Source organism: Exiguobacterium sp. J17977, from assembly GCF_018616375.1.
In the GTDB taxonomy this organism is placed as follows: domain Bacteria; phylum Bacillota; class Bacilli; order Exiguobacteriales; family Exiguobacteriaceae; genus Exiguobacterium; species Exiguobacterium mexicanum.
The window spans coordinates 468,452-489,363 of the sequence record NZ_JAEQBB010000002.1 but is presented as its reverse complement, the minus strand read 5'-3'; the positions used below and the strand labels follow the sequence as shown (position 1 = coordinate 489,363).

At 52.6% G+C, this 20,912-nt stretch carries 26 protein-coding genes; 23 read left to right on the top strand and 3 right to left on the bottom strand.

Translation table 11 applies throughout. From position 1 onward, the window contains the following. Nucleotides 1–185 precede the first annotated feature (185 nt). The 10 genes from cyoE to KNO58_RS05995 all read left to right on the top strand — a co-directional run bounded on the left by cyoE (nucleotide 186) and on the right by KNO58_RS05995 (nucleotide 8,132). Nucleotides 186–1,112: a heme o synthase gene (gene cyoE, locus KNO58_RS06040; RefSeq protein ID WP_214752299.1), complete on the top strand. Its 927-nt coding sequence runs from the start codon at nucleotides 186–188 to the stop codon at nucleotides 1,110–1,112. A 57-nt stretch (nucleotides 1,113–1,169) separates the two neighbouring features. After that, nucleotides 1,170–2,186 (top strand): cytochrome c oxidase subunit II, encoded by a 1,017-nt coding sequence (coxB, locus tag KNO58_RS06035; RefSeq protein WP_260570837.1) that lies wholly within the window; start codon nucleotides 1,170–1,172, stop codon nucleotides 2,184–2,186. A gap of 68 nt (nucleotides 2,187–2,254) precedes the next feature. Further along, a complete protein-coding gene (gene ctaD, locus KNO58_RS06030; protein ID WP_214752323.1) occupies nucleotides 2,255–4,093 on the top strand; it encodes a cytochrome c oxidase subunit I in 1,839 nt (612 codons plus the stop codon). Beyond that, nucleotides 4,094–4,720 carry a cytochrome (ubi)quinol oxidase subunit III gene (locus tag KNO58_RS06025; protein WP_021067019.1) on the top strand — a complete coding sequence of 209 codons (627 nt, stop codon included), beginning with the start codon at nucleotides 4,094–4,096 and terminating at the stop codon, nucleotides 4,718–4,720. Nucleotide 4,721: 1 nt separating this feature from the next. Continuing rightward, nucleotides 4,722–5,051: a cytochrome C oxidase subunit IV family protein gene (locus KNO58_RS06020; protein ID WP_021067020.1), complete on the top strand. Its 330-nt coding sequence runs from the start codon at nucleotides 4,722–4,724 to the stop codon at nucleotides 5,049–5,051. A 134-nt stretch (nucleotides 5,052–5,185) separates the two neighbouring features. Continuing rightward, a complete protein-coding gene (locus tag KNO58_RS06015; protein WP_214752298.1) occupies nucleotides 5,186–6,109 on the top strand; it encodes a cytochrome c oxidase assembly protein in 924 nt (307 codons plus the stop codon). Between the two features lie 23 nt (nucleotides 6,110–6,132). Beyond that, nucleotides 6,133–6,594: a DUF420 domain-containing protein gene (locus KNO58_RS06010; protein ID WP_034777049.1), complete on the top strand. Its 462-nt coding sequence runs from the start codon at nucleotides 6,133–6,135 to the stop codon at nucleotides 6,592–6,594. 20 nt (nucleotides 6,595–6,614) lie between these two features. After that, entirely contained in the window at nucleotides 6,615–7,229 is a 615-nt protein-coding gene (locus KNO58_RS06005; protein WP_214752297.1) for an SCO family protein, read from the top strand. 5 nt (nucleotides 7,230–7,234) lie between these two features. After that, nucleotides 7,235–7,507, top strand: coding sequence for a hypothetical protein (locus KNO58_RS06000; protein WP_021067024.1), 273 nt, complete (start codon nucleotides 7,235–7,237; stop codon nucleotides 7,505–7,507). A gap of 133 nt (nucleotides 7,508–7,640) precedes the next feature. After that, on the top strand, nucleotides 7,641–8,132 hold the full coding sequence (locus tag KNO58_RS05995) for a cysteine hydrolase family protein (RefSeq protein ID WP_214752296.1): 492 nt from the start codon (nucleotides 7,641–7,643) through the stop codon (nucleotides 8,130–8,132). A 57-nt stretch (nucleotides 8,133–8,189) separates the two neighbouring features. Here KNO58_RS05995 and KNO58_RS05990 read toward each other — a convergent pair whose 3' ends face one another. Further along, nucleotides 8,190–8,552 carry a YugN family protein gene (locus KNO58_RS05990; RefSeq protein WP_021067026.1) on the bottom strand — a complete coding sequence of 121 codons (363 nt, stop codon included), beginning with the start codon at nucleotides 8,550–8,552 and terminating at the stop codon, nucleotides 8,190–8,192. 103 nt (nucleotides 8,553–8,655) lie between these two features. Next, nucleotides 8,656–9,411, bottom strand: a complete 756-nt coding sequence (locus KNO58_RS05985) for an ATP-grasp domain-containing protein (RefSeq protein ID WP_214752295.1) — start codon at nucleotides 9,409–9,411, stop codon at nucleotides 8,656–8,658. Nucleotides 9,412–9,541: 130 nt separating this feature from the next. Between KNO58_RS05985 and KNO58_RS05980 the strand changes: the two genes are divergently transcribed. Genes KNO58_RS05980 through KNO58_RS05960 form a run of 5 tightly spaced genes read left to right on the top strand, consistent with a single transcriptional unit; the run spans nucleotide 9,542 to nucleotide 12,346 of the window. Beyond that, a complete protein-coding gene (locus KNO58_RS05980) occupies nucleotides 9,542–9,988 on the top strand; it encodes a YlbF/YmcA family competence regulator (protein ID WP_034777059.1) in 447 nt (148 codons plus the stop codon). Continuing rightward, on the top strand, nucleotides 9,972–10,235 hold the full coding sequence (locus KNO58_RS05975; protein ID WP_214752294.1) for a DUF2129 domain-containing protein: 264 nt from the start codon (nucleotides 9,972–9,974) through the stop codon (nucleotides 10,233–10,235). Before KNO58_RS05980 ends, KNO58_RS05975 begins: the two co-directional genes overlap by 17 nt. 53 nt (nucleotides 10,236–10,288) lie before the next feature. Then, nucleotides 10,289–10,855 carry a 16S rRNA (guanine(966)-N(2))-methyltransferase RsmD gene (rsmD, locus tag KNO58_RS05970; RefSeq protein WP_214752293.1) on the top strand — a complete coding sequence of 189 codons (567 nt, stop codon included), beginning with the start codon at nucleotides 10,289–10,291 and terminating at the stop codon, nucleotides 10,853–10,855. Between the two features lie 4 nt (nucleotides 10,856–10,859). Then, entirely contained in the window at nucleotides 10,860–11,357 is a 498-nt protein-coding gene (gene coaD / locus KNO58_RS05965; protein ID WP_214752292.1) for a pantetheine-phosphate adenylyltransferase, read from the top strand. Further along, on the top strand, nucleotides 11,354–12,346 hold the full coding sequence (locus KNO58_RS05960) for a SepM family pheromone-processing serine protease (protein WP_214752291.1): 993 nt from the start codon (nucleotides 11,354–11,356) through the stop codon (nucleotides 12,344–12,346). The genes coaD and KNO58_RS05960 overlap by 4 nt, the downstream gene beginning before the upstream one ends. Here the strand turns inward: KNO58_RS05960 and KNO58_RS05955 are convergent. Beyond that, the gene (locus KNO58_RS05955; RefSeq protein WP_214752290.1) at nucleotides 12,325–13,455 is read right to left on the bottom strand and encodes a tRNA(Met) cytidine acetate ligase; all 1,131 of its coding nucleotides are present in this window, start codon (nucleotides 13,453–13,455) and stop codon (nucleotides 12,325–12,327) included. The two genes, KNO58_RS05960 and KNO58_RS05955, sit on opposite strands and share 22 nt — an antisense overlap. Before the next feature lie 157 nt (nucleotides 13,456–13,612). Between KNO58_RS05955 and KNO58_RS05950 the strand changes: the two genes are divergently transcribed. From KNO58_RS05950 to KNO58_RS05915, 8 genes are all read left to right on the top strand, one after another. After that, on the top strand, nucleotides 13,613–14,140 hold the full coding sequence (locus tag KNO58_RS05950; RefSeq protein WP_214752289.1) for a YceD family protein: 528 nt from the start codon (nucleotides 13,613–13,615) through the stop codon (nucleotides 14,138–14,140). Nucleotides 14,141–14,162: 22 nt separating this feature from the next. Beyond that, nucleotides 14,163–14,336 carry a 50S ribosomal protein L32 gene (gene rpmF / locus KNO58_RS05945; RefSeq protein ID WP_015881300.1) on the top strand — a complete coding sequence of 58 codons (174 nt, stop codon included), beginning with the start codon at nucleotides 14,163–14,165 and terminating at the stop codon, nucleotides 14,334–14,336. Between the two features lie 110 nt (nucleotides 14,337–14,446). Further along, nucleotides 14,447–15,286, top strand: a complete 840-nt coding sequence (locus KNO58_RS05940; protein ID WP_214752288.1) for a 2-dehydropantoate 2-reductase — start codon at nucleotides 14,447–14,449, stop codon at nucleotides 15,284–15,286. Next, nucleotides 15,280–15,639, top strand: a complete 360-nt coding sequence (locus KNO58_RS05935) for a DUF3397 domain-containing protein (RefSeq protein WP_214752287.1) — start codon at nucleotides 15,280–15,282, stop codon at nucleotides 15,637–15,639. The genes KNO58_RS05940 and KNO58_RS05935 overlap by 7 nt, the downstream gene beginning before the upstream one ends. Nucleotides 15,640–15,663: 24 nt before the next feature. Next, nucleotides 15,664–17,220, top strand: coding sequence for a bacillithiol biosynthesis cysteine-adding enzyme BshC (gene bshC / locus KNO58_RS05930; protein WP_260570659.1), 1,557 nt, complete (start codon nucleotides 15,664–15,666; stop codon nucleotides 17,218–17,220). Nucleotides 17,221–17,388: 168 nt separating this feature from the next. Further along, nucleotides 17,389–18,321, top strand: coding sequence for a 16S rRNA (cytosine(1402)-N(4))-methyltransferase RsmH (rsmH, locus tag KNO58_RS05925; RefSeq protein ID WP_021067038.1), 933 nt, complete (start codon nucleotides 17,389–17,391; stop codon nucleotides 18,319–18,321). 23 nt (nucleotides 18,322–18,344) lie between these two features. Then, nucleotides 18,345–18,707 carry a cell division protein FtsL gene (gene ftsL / locus KNO58_RS05920; protein ID WP_251026096.1) on the top strand — a complete coding sequence of 121 codons (363 nt, stop codon included), beginning with the start codon at nucleotides 18,345–18,347 and terminating at the stop codon, nucleotides 18,705–18,707. A 38-nt stretch (nucleotides 18,708–18,745) separates the two neighbouring features. Next, nucleotides 18,746–20,854, top strand: a complete 2,109-nt coding sequence (locus KNO58_RS05915; protein WP_260570660.1) for a penicillin-binding protein — start codon at nucleotides 18,746–18,748, stop codon at nucleotides 20,852–20,854. Nucleotides 20,855–20,912 lie beyond the last annotated feature (58 nt).

The window sequence follows — 20,912 nt, the reverse complement described above, 5'->3', positions numbered from 1 at the left end:
ACATGGCGTTTTTAGTGTGACAATTATCACACGTTTGTCACAAAAAACTAGCTATTTTACAAGCATAAACGACGTATTCTTTTTGAAAATATGGTATCTTTGTTATGAGTTAGGTGAACTTTGTTCATATTGTGTTTTTTCTGTGAAAAGAATACGTGGATTTCGTGATTAGTAGGGGGGTCAGTATGACAAAAGTCAACCCAGGGACAATGGCAGAAGTAGAATATACAGAATCCGCCTCGTTCCGCGACTATGTTGCTCTGGCAAAAATGGGAATCGTCCGTGCCAACTTGTTGTTGGTCTTCGCCGGTTTCTTTGTAGCAGCAACGTATCAGAGTGATACGCCAGTCTTTTATTTATTTGAGGTTTGGCCGCAGCTCTTATTAACGATGTTAGGAAGCGCACTCGTCATCTCCGGGAGTTGTTACCTAAACAACTTCGTGGACCGTGATATCGATTACTTGATGGGACGTACAGACAATCGGCCGAGTGTCACCGGTAAAATTTCGGGAGAGCGGATTTTGCTCCTTGGATTAGCGCAGCTTGCGATCGGGACATTGCTCTTATTGATCGTCTCGTATGTGGCAGCAGTCTTCGGTTTAATCGGGGCATTTTTTTATGTCGTCATTTATACGATGTGGCTTAAACGGACGCACACGTTGAACACGGTCGTCGGCAGCATCTCCGGAGCGGTACCGCCGCTCATCGGGTGGGCAGCCATCGATCCCGCGCTTCATATCGACGCGTGGCTCATGTTCCTCGTCATGTTCTTGTGGCAACCGCCACACTTCCTCGCGCTCGCCATGCGACGTACCGAGGAGTATCGAGCGGCCGGCATTCCGATGCTACCGGTCGTCAACGGTTTTGCGATTACGAAGCGTCAAATCATCTGGTGGATTGCGACGCTGATTCCAGCATCGCTCTTGTTCATGCATTACGGGTTAGTCTACGTAATCATTGCAGCCGGTCTTGGGGGCTACTGGTTATACCTCGGTTTGAAAGGTTTTAAAGCTGAGGATGAAATCAAGTGGGCAAACAAAATGTTCTTTTATTCATTAATTTATTTAGTCGTGTGGATTGTCGCGCTGATTTTGACGGCAGCATTAGCGTAATCACACTCACTATATAGAAACCATTACACATCATTTTGGGAGAAAGTGGGGATTGTTGTGAAATCATTTAAAAAGCTTCTGTTTGGCATCGTCCCGATGATGATGTTCGCACTGCTATTGTCAGGGTGCGGCGTTGAGGGATTGTCTGCATTGAAGCCGATGGGAGAAGGCGCTGAAATTCAGCTCCGGATCATTATCATCAGTTTGGTACTTATGCTCTTCGTACTCGTCATCGTATCGATCATTTACGTTTACGTGCTTATGAAGTTCCGTCGTAAAGACGATTCGATTCCGAAGCAAGTCGAAGGAAGCAGCACGCTCGAGATGATTTGGACAGTCGTGCCAATCATCTTGCTCATCATTCTCGCTGTACCGACAATCACGACGACTGTCGAACTCGCGAAAGCGAAAGAAGCGAAAAAAGAAGAAGAAATCAATGTTACGGCTAACTTGTACTGGTGGGAGTTTGAATATCCGAACGCAGGCGTCGTCACGGGACAAGAACTTGTCATCCCGGTCGGTAAACGCGTCGGGATCAACTTGACATCGAAAGACGTCATCCACTCGTTCTGGGTACCGGCTTTATCTGGTAAAACGGATACGAACCCAGGCCTTGATAACGAAATGTGGTTGCATGCAAATGAACCAGGTACGTTCTTCGGGAAATGTGCCGAGCTTTGCGGACCGTCTCACGCGCTCATGGACTTCAAAGTCATCGCGCTCGAGCAAGAAGATTACGACCAATGGCTCGAAGACATGAAAGCTCAGCAAGACGCGAACACAGAAAACCTTGTTGCAGATAACCAAAACTTGACGACAGGTGAGGCCGTGTACGTCGAGAGCTGCTTGAGCTGTCACGGTGGCGGGAAAGTCGCGCCTAGCTTGACGAACTTTGGTGATCGCGAATGGTTGATCGGTTACCTCGAAAACAACGAGGACGACTTGAAAAAATGGATTCGTGATCCACAAGAATTGAAAGAGGGCGCGCTCATGCCTGGCTTCAGTGAAGGCCAAATCAGTGATGAAGAGTTAGATGCACTCGTTGACTTCTTGTACGATCAGAAGATTGACTAACGGGAAAAGGGGGATTTCACGTGGCACAGACCACTGCATTGCAGCAACCGCGTAAATACAATGGCATCATGGATTGGGTTACGACGGTTGACCACAAAAAAATCGGTATTTTGTATTTGTTCTCAGGAATCTTCTTCCTCCTTCTCGGTGGAATTGAAGCATTACTTATTCGCTGGCAACTCGTTCGTCCGATGAACGACTTCGTCAGCGGCGAAACGTTCAACCAATTGATTACGATGCACGGGACGACGATGATCTTCCTAGCGGCCATGCCGATGTTATTCGGATTCATGAACGCCGTCGTACCGCTTCAAATCGGGGCACGCGATGTCGCGTTCCCGTTCATTAACTCGCTCGGTTTCTGGTTGTTCTTCTTCGGTGGTGTCATGTTGAACCTTAGCTGGTTCTTCGGCGCTGCACCGAACGCAGGCTGGACGGCGTACGCGCCGCTCTCGACACAACCGGAAGCATCAGGGGTCGATTTCTACGCCCTCGGTCTTCAAATTTCAGGTTTCGGTTCACTCATGGCCGGGATTAACTTCCTCGTCACGATTTTGAACATGCGTGCTCCAGGTATGAAACTCATGCGGATGCCGCTCTTCACGTGGACGACGTTCGTCGCTTCGGCGTTGATCGTCTTCGCGTTCCCGCCGCTCACAGTCGGTTTGTTCATGTTGATGTTCGAGCGCTTGTTCGGGGCCGTCTACTTCGACCCGGCAATGGGTGGTAACGTCATCATCTGGGAACACCTCTTCTGGATCTTCGGACACCCGGAAGTATATATCTTGATTTTACCGGCGTTCGGTATTTTCTCGGAAATTATTCCGACATTCGCTCGTAAACGCCTATTCGGTTACACAACGATGGTCTTCGCAACGATGCTCATCGGTTTCCTCGGATTCATGGTTTGGGTCCACCACATGTTCACGGTCGGTCTTGGACCGGTCGCCAACTCGATCTTCGCTGTCGCAACAATGGCGATCGCCGTGCCGACAGGGGTCAAGATCTTCAACTGGTTGTTCACGCTATGGGGCGGACAAATCAAGTTCAACGTCGCGATGCTCTACTCGGTCGCATTCATTCCATCATTCCTCGTCGGGGGGATGACAGGGGTCATGCTTTCGGTCGCACCGGCCGACTATCAGTACCACGATAGTTACTTCGTTGTCGCTCACTTCCACTACGTAATCGTAGGTGGGGTCGTTTACGGTCTATTTGCAGGACTTTACTACTGGTTCCCGCTCATGTTCGGCAAAGCGCTCTCTGAGAAGCTTGGCTACTGGCAGTTCTGGTTGTTCTTCATCGGGTTCCACTTGACGTTCTTCCCGCAACATTTCCTCGGATTGTTCGGGATGCCACGCCGCGTCTTCACATACCTTCCGAACCAAGGGTTTGAGACGATGAACTTGCTGTCGACAATCGGTGCCTTCTTCATGGGTGTGTCGACGATCGTCTTGCTCGTCGCTGTTGTGAAAGCATTCTTGTCAAAACAACGCGTCAAGCCTGACCATTGGGAAGATGGTCGTACATTGGAGTGGACGCTTCCTGTACCGACACCAGAGTACAACTTTGCACAAACACCGCTCGTCAAAGGTCTCGATACGTTCTGGCTCGAGAAGATGGCGGGCAACAAACGGGTATCTGTCGCTGAACCAGTAGCAGACATCCACATGCCGAACAACTCGATTATCCCGTTCTTCATGTCACTCGGCTTGTTCATCGCCGGACTCGGAGCGATTTTCCAAATGGATAACGCGGTTGTCGGTTGGTCACTCATCGTGGTCGGATTGCTCATCACATTCGTGTCGATGTTCCTCCGTTCATGGATTGACGACCATGGCTTCTACATTCCAAAATCGAAAATCGAAGCGGATTTGAAAGCGATTCGTGAGAAAGGAGACCAATAAATGGCACATGCAGTCGAAAAACACCCGGTGACCGGAATTCCGGCCAATCCAGAGAAAGCCACGCTGGAAGGGAAAAATAAATATGTAGCCTTCTGGTTCTTCCTCGGTGGAGAGACCGTTCTCTTCGCCTCGCTCTTCGGAACGTATGTCGGTCTACTCAACTCTGGTGCGCCAGAGGAACTTCGTTCGTACAATATCTTTGAGATGGGGCTCGTCTTCTTAATGACGATGCTCCTCCTCACAAGTTCGCTCACAAGTGTTCTCGCCATGATGAACATGAAAGCGAACAATCCAGGCCGCATGAAGTTTTGGTTGGTGATCACGCTTCTCCTCGGGGCAGGATTCCTCGGAGCTGAGATTTACGAGTTCATCCACTACTACCATATCGGTCACACGTTCACATCGAGCGCGTTCGGATCGGCGTTCTACACGCTTGTCGGTTTCCACGGCGCGCACGTCACGTTCGGTCTTCTTTGGATCACGACGTTGTTGATTCGCAACTGGAACCGTCCAATCGATGTCTACAACGCACCGAAGTTCTACGTGTCGAGCCTGTACTGGCACTTTATCGACGTCGTCTGGGTTTTCATCTTCTCAATCGTCTACCTCTTAGGGATGGTGAGCTAACATGGAAAAACAACCAATCAACGAATCACACAAGCAGTTAGAGCTTGAAGTCAAAGCCGAGTCGCGCCGCGAGTATCAACTCCAGTTGATCAGTTTCGCGATGATGATTTTGCTCACATTCGTCGCGTTCGGCGCCGTATACGCTGAACTCATGCCGGTGTGGGCGGCAGGTGGTTTCTTAATCATCCTCGCCATCATCCAAGTGTTCTTGCAGCTTTATATCTTCATGCATATGAACAACCGTGGCAACACGTGGATCGTCGGAATGATGTGGCTTGGTATCTTCGTCGCCATCATCACAGTCGCTGCACTTCGCTTGCTCATTTGGTAAATGTGACAAAGGATTGAACATCTGTGGAAACATAGATGATTCAGTCCTTTTTGCTTTACTTCAAAAATAAAGGAATAGTAATCTTGAAGTGAACGGTTTCATTGGTTTGGGAGAGAAAGAAAAGGGGTGAAGGGATGCTCTGGAATACATCAGAGCTACTCAAACAGTTCGATTGGATGACACTTTGGAGTCCTTGGTTCGGATTGTTGATGGTAGGGTTGTACGTCCTCTATGCGGTCGTCACAGAGAAAATGGCGAAGCGAGGGTACGAGTCGACCACGTTGTTACAAAAGTTCAGCATGTTATTCGCCATTGTATTGTATTATATCGGTTTCGGAAGTCCGGTCGATGTGCTCGCACACATCATCTTCTCGGTGCACATGTTCCAGATGGTGCTCGTCTATGTGCTCGCACCGGCGCTTGTCGTGTACGGGATGCCATATTGGGTGTTCGAAAAATTATTTAGCTATAAGGTGATTGGGCCAACGCTCAGATTTATGACAAAACCTTTAATTGCCCTCGTACTGTTTAATGCATTGTTCACCTTGTATCACATGCCATTCATCTTTGACTACGTCTTGACGAACTATGAAGTGCATCGCATTTTCCACGGCGCCCTCGTCGTCTTCAGTTTGACGATGTGGTATCCGGTCATCGCACCGTTCCTCTCAGAGGAAGAGGAAGGGATGTCGGATTTGCGACGGATGGTGTACATCATCGCGAACGGCGTGTTGTTGACACCGGCCTGTGCCCTTATTATCTTCAGTCAAGGCATTCTTTATGACGCCTATACGGACGCTGAGACGTTCGCAACGGTGCTCGGCTACTGTATGCCGAACGGCGACGTATCAGGTCTCGATTTGAATGCCCTCATGGGGGCGACGAACAGCGCGCTTGAAGACCAACGCTTCGGCGGAGTTCTCATGAAGCTCGGTCAAGAAGTTGTCTACGGTTTCTTCTTCGGCTGGACGTTCTTCGGTTGGGTGCGCCGGACGAAATCGCTTGCGCTTGACGAAGGCATGTCATTCACACCGCAAGAACCAACAGAGAAAAAATGAACTAAATCAAAGGGGAAACTACGATGAACTATCTTGCCTTGATCAGTGTGACATTCATTGTCATCAGTGCTATTTTAGTCGCGATCGGATGGACGATTATTGCGCGCGATCGCCGCAACGTCGACAAACATAAGAAAGTCATGACGGCCGCGGCCATCGCCGCGACGACATTCTTCATTCTCTACGTCTCACGGACGATTTTCGTCGGCAACACCGCCTTCGGGGGACCAGATTCCGTGAAGCCTTACTATTTGGCGTTCATGATTTTCCATATCCTGCTCGCGACGACGGGTGGGGTGCTCGGATTGATCACGCTTTACCTCGGCTATAAAAATAAAGTCGAGAAACACCGTAAAATCGGACCGAAAGCCTCGGTCGTCTGGTTTTTCACAGCGATTACCGGCGTGACGGTATACGTCCTCCTTTATGTCGCCTATGACCCGGGTGAGACGACGAACGTCTTCCGTGCCATTATCGGTGGGTGAATCGAGAGAGGGGGATGAGGATGAAACGGAATAGCTATATGACGGTCGGCTTGACGGTCGCCATACTGGTGGCGATCGGCGTGGCCTCGTACTTCTTATTCATTAAAGAAGAGGACTTGCCCGTCATCCAAGAGCCGACCCCGTTCACGTTGACGAATGCGCTCGACGGTCAGTCGTACAATTCGGACAATGACAAAGTTAAAATCGTCACGTTCTTTTATACGAACTGTCCGGACATCTGCCCGCTCACGTTGCGTGATTTCATGAAGCTCGAGCAAGAGTTGAAAGCGGAAGACCTGTATGGGACGGACGTCGAGCTCGTCGCCATCACGGTCGACCCTGACGTCGATACGGTGCCGGTCCTCGAGAATTACGGGGAGGCGTTCCAAGCCGAACCGACGGGCTGGAAGATGTTGACCGGTGACCAGGCCGATATCGACCGCATCACGCGTCAGCTTCAGTTCTACTATTCGAAAGCGAACAGCGGACTCGTCACGCATGCGACGACGATGTATATCATCGACCGTCACCATGACGTCCGTGCGGTCGCCCAAATGGCCACGGCAGGAGAAAAACCTGTCGATATCGAAACCATTATGGAGGACGTGTTAGTACTCGCGGCAGAAAAGGAGTGAAGAAGATGAATGATACGATGGCTGTCATCGGAAATGATTATTCCTATGGAGATGTGACGATCGCTGAACGGGCTATCGAGGATTTGATTGCTTGCAGCGCAATCGAATTCGGATTGCGTGAAGTGAAGGTCGTGTCCGTCTCGAAAGAGCGATACGATTATCAAATCGTTGCACCCGTCTCACTCGTTGAGGCTGAACGCTTATATCGGTACGTGCGCGACCAGTTCGACTTGTTGCTCGGACAAGTCGATGTGACGCTCAACGTCATCGCGACATGACAAAAGGGAGACCCTCGGCGGGTCCTCCCTTTTTTGTATGTGGATGATTCATTTTGTCTATATTTTCCAAGATTCAACTCTGGTAAGATGAAAAGAGTAGTTACGGTACACGACTCATCGAGGGGGAAATCAGATGCAACAGCAAGCATTGGTCGTCATCGACATTCAGAATGACATCACGAAAAATTACAAAGCGGTCATCGACAACATCAACACATCCATCGATTGGGCGGTCGACAAGGGGATTCACGTCGTCTACATTCGGCATGAGAACTTATCCGCGGGGACGAGAACGTTCAAAACAGGGACGCGCGGTGCGGAATTAGCCCCAGATTTGAAAATCGTGTCTGATCACGTGTTCACCAAATACAAAGGTAACGCCTTGACGAGCGAGGCGTTCGCGGCGTTCATTGAACAGCATGGCATCGACACGTTCTATGTCACCGGGGCCGATGCGACCGCCTGTGTGAAGTCGACGTGCTACAATCTGCGGAAATCCGACTATACGGTCAGCGTCCTGTCGGATTGTATCACGAGCTATGACTTGAAGAAAATTGACGACATGATTGCGTATTACGAGGGCAAAGGCTGCACCATCATCCGATCAGAGGACTTGTCGGCGTAAGCTGTTGGGTCAACGTATATCTCTGCTCATGAGAAACCAAAAGAAAAACCCCTTCGCTTATGCAAGGGGTTTTACTTCGAGTGTCTCAGCGAGTGCGGCTAGACGACGCTCGCAATCACGGACGATTTCTTCTGGGAACTCTTCGTCGTACTCGACGCCGTGCGGGTAGTAATGTTTTCCGAGAATCGGTGTCAACATTTTGACGACCGCATGACGGTCCTCGATTTGGCCTTCGATTGCATATACCGGTAAGCGAAGGTAGAACGTCTCGCCCGTCGATTGTTTCTCGTACTTCATGTCATACGTTGCACGCTCATAGTCCCAAGCGCCTTCACGGATGAAATGATGATGATCCATGATCGTCTCGAGCAAACCGAAGCGGATTTCTTTTCCCTCGATGTGGAACTGCTCAAATTTCATCATAATCCCCCTTTTCCCTAATAAACCTCATATGTCATCATATCATATTCGAAAACGTTCTTGGAATAACGTGTGTTCAAATTGTGAAAAAAAGATGAACGCCTCAAGCCCGGGTGTCGAGGTAATGGGCGATTTTGTCCGAAAGCCTCACACCGAGCGGCATGAGTCCCTCTGAGCCGAAGAAGACGTTAAACTCTAAAATGTAAAATTCACCGTCGGCGACGATGACGTCGAAGGCCGCGTGATTGATGTGGAGCGTCTTGGCGATGTCGAGCACTTCCGCGACGACGTCTTCCGGGATATCGTCATATGAGAACTGGGCGCCTTGGGCGACGTTGTTCAAGAACGCCTCGCTGACACGCCAATATGAACCGACGACTTCTTCACCGATGACGATGATCCGCAGGTCGCGCTCGTTCGGGATGTATTGTTGGACGTAGAACGTGTCGTGCTTGTCGACGTACTCAAGCCAATCCTGTTCATGTTTGATGAGCCAGACGCCTTGTCCCATCGACGACTTGGCCGTCTTGGCGACGAACGGATACTCGAACTCTTCCAAGACACGCTCAATCGTATACGGATTCTTCCCGTAGATGAGCGTCTTCGGGATTCGGTGCGGGAACGTCGCCTTGAAGGCACGCGTCATCTCGATTTTATCGTGGCCGAGATGGTACGTCGCCGGAGACGGGAAAATCGGTTTGTTGAGTCCGTAGATAATCGAGTTGACCATCCAATATTCGGGGAACAGGACGAGGTCGGCTGCTCTTACTTTATCGAGCTGGTCGTAATAATATTCAGCTTTCGCATAGTCGGTCTTGATGCCGGCCGAGCGAATCATATTGAATGAGACTTTTTTCATAACGAGGTGCAAGTGCGCACCTGTTCACTTCCTTTCTGATTGGACGCTTGACAGTCACGTTCAATTATAAAGCCGATTGCTTACAGAGGGAATCAAATGTGTTAAAATCATGGCAGAAAGGGTGAAAGCCATGATTATTACTGAACAGACGATCGCCCTGCTCGATCAAACGGAATCGTTAGCCGATTTGATTGAAGCGAGCGAGTCGTTCCAAACATATATCGCCACGAAACAAGCGCGAGCCCAATCAGAGGAAGCGCGCCTCGTGGAACGTGAGTTCTTGCGGATGAAAGAAGATTACGAGTACGTACAGCGGTTCGGGAAACATCATCCGGACCACGATCGCATTAAAAAAGAGATGCACCTCGTCAAACGGCGTCTCGATGTCCAGCCGGAAGTGGCCGCGTTTAAAAAAGCGGAACGCAGTTTGGATAAACTGCTCGGGGAAGTGAGTGAGCTGTTGGCCTTCTCGGTTTCTCCAAAAATCAAAGTCCCGACCGGAAACCCGTTCTTCGACGAAGGCGGATGTTCAGGCGGGGGAAGTTGTGGAGGCGGAAGCTGTGGATGTGCCATCTGAGTCGTTTGAATTAAATGGTCGAATCGGGTTCGTCGTTTACGTCCAATCGTTGAAGCAAGTGAAGGCGTTGCGTCGTTATGCGAACCTGTATTACGTGTCCAAGCGGGAGAAGTATGCCTTCCTCTATACTGACCTCGATGGGCATGAGGCGATTCTCGAACAAGTGAGCGCGTTGCCGTTCGTCGAAGCGGTCGTCCGCAGTGAGCGGCCGTTCGTCGCGGAGACGTACGAATCGAAGCAGAAATAACACAGAGATGAAGGCGGCACCGCCTTCATCTTTTGTGGTGAAGGAGAACGGATATGCGAGTGATTTCAGGAGAACGAAAAGGGACCCGACTCAAGGCGGTCCCGGGGTCGGCCACACGACCGACAACAGACAAAGTGAAGGAATCGTTATTCAACATCATCGGTCCTTATTTCGCCGGGGGCGATGCGCTTGACCTATACGCCGGGAGCGGGGGATTAGGCATCGAGGCGTTGTCACGGGGGTGTGACCATGCCGTGTTCGTTGACAAGCAACGAAAGGCGATTCAGACGGTCACAGACAATTTGCAGACGACGCGTTACGAGTCGAAAGCGACGGTGCTCCAACAAGACGCCCGGTCGGTCCTCGACCAACTCGTCCTTAAAGGTCAACCGTTCAAACTAATTTTCATGGATCCGCCGTACCATGCGGAAGAACATGTGCCGTTTTTAGAAATCATTGAAACGAACCGGCTGTTGACGGACAACGGCGTCGTCGTCTGCGAACACGGCAGCGACGTGACGTTGCCAGACAAGGTCGGACAGTTGGAAAAAATCAAGGTACAGCGCTACTCGGACGTGATCACGATCAGCTTTTACGAGTATGCAGCGACCGAGGAGTGAGAACATGTCAAAACGTATCGCGATTTGCCCGGGGAGCTTTGACCCGATTACGAATGGCCATTTAGATATCATCGAGCGGGCGGCGGCCATCTTCGACGAAGTCATCGTCGCCGTGCTCGAGAACTCGAGCAAGGCACCGCTCTTCAACGTGGAGGAACGTTTATCGCTCATTCGTGACGTGACGACGCATTTGCCGAACGTCACCGCTGACGCGTTTGGCGGGTTGCTCGTCGAATATGCCGCCAAGCGTGAGGCGGCAACCATCGTCCGTGGCCTACGTGCCGTCTCGGACTTCGAGTATGAGCTTCAAATCGCATCAATCAATAAGAAGTTGAATGAGAACGTGGAGACGCTGTTCATGATGACGAACAGCCAGTACTCGTTCCTCAGTTCCTCAATCGTGAAAGAAGTCGCCAAGTACGGGGCTTCCGTCGCCGAGCTCGTCCCGGAGCAAGTCGAGCACGCGTTACGGCAAAAATATGAAGTGAGTCACGGGCAATGAAGTCGCTCAAAATCGGCTTTGGTCTGCTCGTGGCCATCCTAATTTTCTTGTTCGTGCCGCTCCCGTATTACATCACGTATCCGGGCGAGGCGACGACGATTGAAGAGTTCATGACGGTCGAGGGCGGGGACAAAGAACCGGGCGAACTGAAGATGGTGACCATTTCCCAACGCCGGGCGACACCGCTCTGGCTCGTCGGCAGCTGGTTCACCCCGTTCACGGAGGCGAGCCCGGCCAGCCGCTATCTCTATGACGGCGAAAGCGAGGCGGACTACGAACGCAGACAAGAGCTGTTGATGGCGTCGTCGCAACAGGCGGCGATCCAATACGCCTATGAGTTGGCGGACGCCGATGTGACGGTGACGTTCGACGGCATGTACGTCTCGGCCCCAATCACCGGGTCGCTCGCTGCGAACGTCTTGAAGCCGGGTGACGTCATCACCGCACTCGATGGCCAGTCATTCGTGTCGCGCCTTGATTTCATCGACCGCGTCGCTTCATTTGAAGCCGGCGATGAAGTCTCCGTCACGCTCGAGCGGGACGGACGCGAGCGCGAGGTCGATACGCTGATTCAACCGATTGACCGGAGCGGGGACCGGGTCGGGCTCGGGATTTATGAGCCGCTGCCGGTCCAGGACGTACGCACGGACCCGGACGTCTCGTTCGAACTGACGAACGTCGGCGGACCGTCGGCCGGTCTCATGTTCACGCTCGAGATTTTTGATCAGTTGACGCCGGGCGATTTGACGGGCGGTGCCGTCATTGCCGGAACGGGAACGGTCGATGAGTTAGGCAACGTCGGGCCGATCGGCGGGGCATGGCAAAAAATCGTAGCTGCGGACGAGGCTGGGGCATCCGTGTTCTTCGTGCCGGCCGGGTCGAACTACGACGAGGCGATGGAATCACTCGACCGGCTCGAGAGCGACATTGAAGTCGTTCCCGTCAAGACGGTCGAGGAAGCCATCGATTATTTAGAGTCGATGAATTGAGGGGTTTGCATATGTTCGACGAGTGACCGATTTCCAAGCGGAAGGCGATACGCCTCGGTCACTCGAGCCTCGAACGCCAGGTCAGGATGATACTTGCTCATGAGCGGTACATCTTTTTTTATGTCGTTTAACACGGTGCGCCCGATTGTGTTGAATGCGAGCGGTCGGATATACGGCACGTCGTCGAACCGCTCCGGCAACTCGTCCTGCCGCCAATGGATGAGGATGGCGACGAGCGCGCGTTGGATGGACGTCCGGGTATACCGTCTCGTCAGCAGGCGGGCGAGCGCCTGCTCGAACGTCGGCTCGAGCCCGGCTTGAATCAGGCGGGGCGACAGCGAGCTGTCGATGCCGACGAGTTGTTCAAGAACATCTTTCGGCGTCGTACGCAACTTATATTGAAGGACGGGCCAATAGAGCGACCAATGGGCCATCGGATTGGCTTGAAACAACGCTCTCGTGGCGTCAGGGACGGCCCGGACCGTTCCGGACTCTAAGTAGTGGGCGCGCACGCCCGTGGCCGACATGACGTCTGAGACACTCGGGTCATGATAGCCGGCCCCGAGACGGCGGATCGTGTGTAGCTCGATGGACGTCGCCGCTTTCGCGTAGTGATAGGCGAGGATATTGTTCGGCAACGTCAAATCGAAATCGGGATAGAGCGACCCGAACGCCTCACTCGACGCCTTGGCCGAAGAACGTCCTTTGTCCAACGCTTCTTTTAACGCCGTCTGATAGGCCGGGGTCGCTTCGATGTTGGCTGCCGCGGCCCGGGTCACGGCGCTGATGTCGCCGCTCTCGCTACCGAAGGACAGCGTTTGACAACGCACACGTTCGGCGATGGCGACCGCGGCGCTCGCGAACCGGTCGGCCCGGTGCACGCCGAAACGGGTCGGCAGTTCGATGACGAGGTCGATGGCACCCGTTTGGACGGCGGCACGGGCGCGGCTCCACTTATCGAAAGCTGCCGGCTCGCCGCGCTGAGTGAACTGGGCACTCATGACGGCGATGACGGCGTCAGCATCGGTTTCGATCCGGGCGCGTTCCGCCTGATGTAGGTGCCCGTTATGGAACGGATTGTACTCGGCAATGATGGCCGTTTTTCGCATAAAATTACTCCTTTGCATTGTCGATTGGATTGGTGTAAGATGGATAAGTACGCTTTGGCAAAGCGCCGTCGTCAACTGATTTTAGTGTAAAGAAAAAACATTGACAAAACAAGTTGGCCTATCTATAATTCATATTGTTGCAATTGAGGTGATTCGGATGAAGTGGTCTATTGCACAGCTACTTAAGCTACGAAACCAGGGTGACAGTTTTACCATCGATGAGATGGTCGAACTACCAGAGCTTACTCAGCTCCATCCGGATATCCGTTCGATTCGTCCGGTGCATGTGCACGGGGATGCGTCGTTCACATCTAATCAAGTTACATTCAATTTGAAGGTTCAAGGTGACCTGACGTTGCCAGATGCGCGTACGTTGGATGATGTCATTTATGAATTCGATATTGAATCGCTCGAGCCTTTCTTTTTGGAGAATGGGCGTTATACGGAGCAATTCGATGATGTCAATTTGCCAGAAGGAAATACGATTGATCTGCGACCGATCGTAAAAGAGCTCATCATGTTAGACGTCCCGATGCAAATCTTTGGGAACGAAACAGACAAAACTCAGGTTGAAGGGGAAGGCTGGTCCGTCATTGACGAGCAGCCGGACGACCAACCAAAAATTGACCCGCGCCTCGCGGGGCTCGCTGACTTGTTCTCTAAAAAAGAGGACGAGAACGGCTAACTTTTCAAGGAGGTGGACAACGATGGCAGTACCATTCCGTAGAACGTCGAAAACTCGCAAACGTCTTCGTCGTACTCACTTCAAACTCAACGTACCTGGTATGAACGAGTGCCCGAACTGTGGCGAAATGAAGCTTTCTCACCGTGTATGCAAATCTTGCGGACACTACAACGGTAAAGAAGTAACAAGCAAATAATTGCGGAAAGAAGCGGTCTCCTCGGAGGTCGCTTCTTTTTTATTTTTTGGGTCGTGGCAAAAGATTGTGGTAAACTTTTCAGTGCAGACTAGACGTGGAGGGATGGCTAGATGAAGCCGATTAAACGAATTGGGATTATCGGGAACGGGGCCGTCGGCATGCTGATGGCTTCGCTCTTCGGACCGGACTATACGGTGACGCTTTATGGGCGTGTCGACGAGGCGTCGACCGTGACGATTGACCGCACCGGCGTCACGAGCGGGACGGCCGACGTGCGCCTCGTTCCAGTGTCGACACTCGACGAGACAGAGCAGGACGTGTTCTTTGTGACGACGAAAGCGCATCAGGTCGAGGCGGCGACCGAACGATTGTCCGGCGAGGTGCCCGTATTCATCTGTTCGAACGGAATCGCCCATCTCGACTATGCACGGGAGCGCGGGTTTCATCTCGGTGTCGTCGAACATGGCGTGAGTCGCGAGGGCAATCGGCTTCACCATACCGGGCTTGGGCGCATCCGCATCGGCAGTCTCGACTCGCTCGAGGCGATGTCGTTCAGTGCGTCACCGCTTGCTGTCGTCTGGGAAGCGGATATCGAGCAAGTCGTCACCGAGAAACTATTCGCCAACGCCATCATCAATCCGATCACGGCGCTCTGCCGTGTCGAGAACGGTGCGGTCGCCGTTCCGCCTTGCCGTGATGTCGCGACGGCGATTTATGAAGAACTGACGACGTTGTTCGACCGCCACGTCCCGTATACATATATCGACACGATCATCGACAAGACGGCGCACAATCGTTCTTCGATGTTGCGTGACATCGAGGCGGGGCGTCAGACTGAGGTCGATGCGATCTTGACGCCGCTCTTGAAACGGGCCGACGAACGAGGCGTCACATTGACCGTCATTCCGGTCATGCAAAAATTAATTTTAGGAGCGAGCGTATCGTGCTAGTGTATATCGTTTCATTTCCACTCGTCATTTGGTTTATGGTGTATATGGTACTTAGAAAAATTATGCCGAAATCGGTTAATACGTTCAAACTCGCCTGTGATGCCGGCGTGATTCTTTGGTTTTATGCATGTGCGGTTCTGCTCGAAGCGATTGTCGGAATCGATTTGATCTGGCTGTTGCTTGCGGTCTGTGCCGCCATCTTCCCGGCCAACGCGATTTGGCAACGGATTCGCCATGAGGATGTCGTCTTTACGAAGATGTTCGTGCACGGGTGGCGCTTATTGTTTTTGCTGCTCGTCCCGACCCATATCGTCTTGTTTACGATCGGCATCGCACGAGAGATGATGTATTAATCGTTTGAAAGGAAGTCGTTATACGTGAGGATAGAGTCGCTAGACGCCATGTACGCCCCGTCGTCTCCGATGATGCAAGTGGAGACGGGCTATTCGAAATGGCTGGACTATACAGGGATGGATGAGCTCGAGGTGAGGGCGGACGAACTGATGAACCGTCCGTTTACGCATTTGCCCGCGCTCGTCGACATTTTGCGAGACCAACAAACCGTCCACGGTCCGATTTCTCCGGCGCTCGAATCAAAACTCGAAGCGTTGGCAGCCGGTGAGGCGTTCACGATGGTGACCGGGCAACAAGTCGGGGTGTTCGGCGGTCCGTTGTTCGCGGTGTATAAGCTGTTGACCGTGCTGAAGAAGGCCAAACAGGCGGAAGCGAAATTGAACAAACCGGTCCTCCCGATTTTTTGGATGGCGACGGAGGATCACGACTATGCGGAAATCAACCACGTCTTCGTGAGCCAGTCAATGTCGCGTCAACTGCGCAAAGAGGCGCTTTCGACCGTCCCGCTCGCCGGAAAGGCGTCGGTCGGGGAATTGGAGTTCGATCGCCTTAAAATCGAACTCGTACAAATGTTGCAACGCCTCTTGTTATCCGAGACGGAGACGCGTTATACGACGACGCTCTATCATGAGCTCGTCGAAGTGATCCAAGCGAGCCGTTCGTTCGCCCAATTCTTCGGGCAGATGATGCGCCGGTTTGTCGGCAAAGACTTTATCCTGTTCGACCCGCACCAGCCGGAAGTCCGGGCCCTCGAGCGCGACGCGTTCAAACGGTTGATTACGGAACATGACCGCTTGCATGCGGCGTTGCACGATTCGTTCGAGGACGGGATGCCGACCGTCGAGTTGAATCGGGACGCGGCCCATCTGTTCTATCACGACGGGACGCGCGAACTGTTGACGAAACAGGACGGGTTCTTCACGACGAAAAGGGGGCATCGCTTCACGGAGGCCGAGCTGATCCAACAAGTGGACACGCATCCGGAGCGGTTCTCGAACAACGTCGTGTCCCGTCCGCTCATGCAGGACCACTTGTTCCCAACGCTCGCCTATATCGCCGGTCCCGGTGAAATCGCCTACTGGCTTCAACTTCGGCCCTTGTTCCATGTCTTCGAGTGGAAGATGCCGCTGTTGATTCCACGGCTCGGGGCCGTGCTCGTCTCGGCGAACGATGAGAAGAAGCTCGCCCAAGAAGGCGTGACGCTCGTCGACTATTTGGCGGACCCGTTACCGGACCACACGTTCGACGACGAAGCGTTCGACCAAAACCTGTACGCGTACCGGACGCTCACGGAAGCGATCGGACGCGAGGCAGGCAAACACGGACACCGGTTTGATGCGAAGGCCCGCCATGTGCTCGAGCGTCTCGGCGACGAGATGCGAGCCGAAGCGAAACGCGACCAATACCGCTTGAACAGTCGACGGATCCATCTATCGACAAGGCTCTTGCCGATGGATGCCCCGCAAGAACGGATTTGGTCAATGGTCCCGTTGTTGAACCGTCACGGTCTCGATATGTTCGAGCGCTTGCGCCAGTCTTATGAACAAGCCGATTTTGAGCGATGTTTGGTCAAATTGTAACCGAAATGAGCTCGATGGAGATGGTTCCCAGAAATTTGTGGGAACCATTTTTTGTTTGTTACCTTTTTGTTTCCTCTTTTCGCTAAAAAGCTATGCGGCGCTTGACATTTTTATGATAAAGTAAACGTAATAAAATAGTTGAAAAATGTAGGTTGAGAGGGTTTTTGTATGTTTGAGCATGAAACGGTATTAAAAATGGAGTCCATTGAGGGATTAAATATTAAGCCAGACGGGATTTATGTCGATTGTACGTTAGGAGGAGCCGGTCACAGCGAAGAAATCGTCAAGCGTTTGACGACAGGCCATCTATACGCCTTCGACCAAGACGACGTCGCGCTCAAGCACGCGAGTGAGCGGCTGGCTCCATATGAGGACCGGGTTACGTTCATTAAAAGCAACTTCGTCCATTTGAAAGACGAACTGTTGGCGCGGGGAATCACTCAGGTCGATGGGGTATTGTTCGACCTTGGCGTGTCCTCGCCGCAGCTCGATGAGGCCGAACGTGGCTTTAGCTACAATTACGACGCACCGCTCGATATGCGTATGGACCGTTCACGCGAGCTGTCCGCGTATCACGTCGTCAACGAATGGCCGTTCGGAGATCTTGCCCGCATCTTCTTTACATACGGGGAAGAAAAATTCTCCAAACAGATTGCGCGCAAGATCGAGCAGGCCCGTGCCGTCAAACCGATCGAGACGACGTTCGAACTCGTCGAATTGATTAAAGACGCGATTCCGGCGCCGGCCCGACGAAAAGGCGGTCATCCTGCGAAGCGGACGTTCCAAGCCATCCGCATCGCCGTCAACGACGAGTTGAACGTGTTCGACCGTGCCGTCCAAGACGCGATCGACATGCTTGCCATCAACGGACGCATTTGTGTCATCACGTTCCACTCGTTAGAAGATCGAATTTGTAAACAAGTGTTTAAAGAGAAAAGCCAGCATCCGCCGTTACCGCCCGGATTGCCGGTCATCCCGAAAGAGTTTGAACCCGAACTGAAATTGATCACGCGCAAGCCGATCACAGCCGGGGACGACGAGCTCGAAGGCAACCGCCGGGCCCGTTCTGCCAAACTCCGGGTCGCAGAAAAACAAAAATAGACTGTACGTAGGAGGGATACCTGATGCCAGAAGCTGCTCGCAAGGCTCTGCAGCCTCAAGTTACGCCGAATCGAAATCCGATTCCGCAAGAACGACCAATACCAGCTCCAAAACGACGTACGTTGACTTTGTTCGAATCCATCCTGTACCCGACCATGATCTGTTCAGTTGTCCTGTTCGGTGGCATCACGGTATCGAAACATAATGAAGCGTACAACATCATGCGCGATACGGCTCTGATCACACAAGAGACGAACACGATTGCCAAAGAGAATGAAGAATTGAAGTATGAGATCGCCCAACTAAGCTCACCTGAGAGAATCTATGCGATTGCTGAAAAGCTCGGAATGCAATTCAATGAGAACAACGTCAAGGTGATTGACTGATGAATTCTCTACAACAGAGTAAAAAAAGAGTGGCGTGGGTGGCGATTGTTTGCTTCACACCGCTCTTTTTATTTTTTGTCGGTTGGTTCTTCTATTTGTCCGTCTTCCAGACGTACAAAGGAGAGAACATGCTCGCGTTCGCCGAGGAAGAGCGCTGGAAAGCGGTCAGTACGCTAAAAGCGGAGCGGGGCGAGATTTATGACCGGTTCGGACAGCCGATCGCCATCAATATCCCGTCGTATCGCATCGTGGCCGTCCTAAAACTCGGCGGCGAGCGGGTCGAGAACAAGACGCTCATGCCTGATGAGTTCGCCGAGGCCGCCAAGCAGCTCGCGACCGTCATTCCGATGACTGAGGCCGACATTTTGAAACGGCTCGAGCAGAACAAAGATCGCGGTCAAATCGAGTTCGGCGTACCAGGCCGCGATTTGACGGTCGAGCAAAAAGAAGAGATTGAAGCGTTCGAGATTCCAGGGGTCACGTTCGTGGAAGAGCCGAAGCGCTACTATCCGAACAAAGTGTTCGCGTCGAGCGTCGTCGGCTACGCCCAGAAAATCGACCAGAACGGGCGCATCGAACTCGTCGGGGAGCTCGGCATCGAAAAATCACTCAACGATGTCTTGAGTGAGTCATACGGGTTGTACCGGTTCGAGAAAGACTTGGCCGGACGCCAAATCGTCTCGAGCGACGAGCAATTGAAAATCGACCCGGAAGACGGGGCCGACGTGCAACTCACGCTCGACCACCGGATTCAACAGCTGCTCGATACGAAAATGGAGGAGCTGTATCAAGAATACAAGCCGAAGAATGCGACGGCGATTATCATGGACCCGAAGACCGGTGAAATCATCGCCTTGTCGGACCGTCCTTCGTTCGACCCGAACACGCGCGAAATCAGCTCGTATAGCAACTTCTCGGTGTCGTCTCGTTTCGAGCCAGGGTCGACGATGAAAATCTTCACGTTGGCCGCCGCCATCAACGAGGGTGTCTATAATCCGAATGAACTGTATAAATCGGGTTCATATAAGTATGGCAAGACCGTATTCAATGATTACAACATTACCGGATGGGGTACGATTCCTATGGTAGAAGGCGTCTGGCACTCGTCGAACGTCGCGTTCTCGATTCTTGCGAACGAGCGTCTCGGCCTGAGCCGCTATGAAGATTATTTCAACGCCTTCAAATTCGATCAACGTACGGGCGTCGATTTACCGGGCGAGGTCAACAGTCAATTCGACTTCGAGAGCCCGTTGAACGTCTTGATCACGGCATGGGGCCAATCGACGGCCGTCACGCCGATGCAGATTTTACAAGCGACGTCGGCCATCGCGACCGATGGGACGATGAAGCAACCGCACGTCATCAAGAAAGTCGTCAACCGGGAGACCGGTGAGACGATTCGGACGACGAATCCGAAAGTCGTCGGCCAACCGATTACGGCCGAGGCGGCCAAACAGACGCGGGAAGCGCTCGACGGCGTCGTCAACAGCGATGTCGGGACGGGGCAACTGTACGCCCTTGACAACTATCGCGTCATCGGGAAGACCGGAACGGCGCAAATCGCCGAGAACGGGAAGTATTTGAGTGGACAATATATCCACTCGTTCGTCGGCATGGCGCCGGAGGACGACCCGGAACTCGTCATGTATATCGCCGTCGACCGTCCGAACAGTGACTCGTCGACGACGGGACCACGCATCATGGCACCGCTGTTCAAAGATGTGATGGACGTCGCGCTCCGCTACCGGAGCGTCGAGCCAGACAAGCAAGCGAAATCGATTGACGCCTCGACGAAAACGACGGCATCGTTCGTCGACCAAGGTCGTGATGCCGCAGTGAAAGAAGCCAAAGCGGCCGCGTTCACACCGCTGGCACTCGGCAACGGGGAGACGGTCACGGCGCAAAGTCCGGTCGAAGGCCAACCGTACGTCGTCGGTGAGCGGTTGCTGTTAAAGACGGCGGACTCGTTCACGATGCCGACGCTCAAGGGCTGGTCACTTCGTGACGTGAAACGTCTCGCGACGCTGTATCAATTGAATTTAGAAATAGACGGCACCGGCTTCGTCACGTCCCAATCGATTGGGAAAGGCAAGCCCGTCAAGACGGGAGCGACACTCAAAGTGAGGCTCGCGTCACCGTCGAACTAACGCAAAGGGATGAAGAGGGCCTCGGCTCTCTTTTCCTTTGTCACAGGAGGAAATGGTT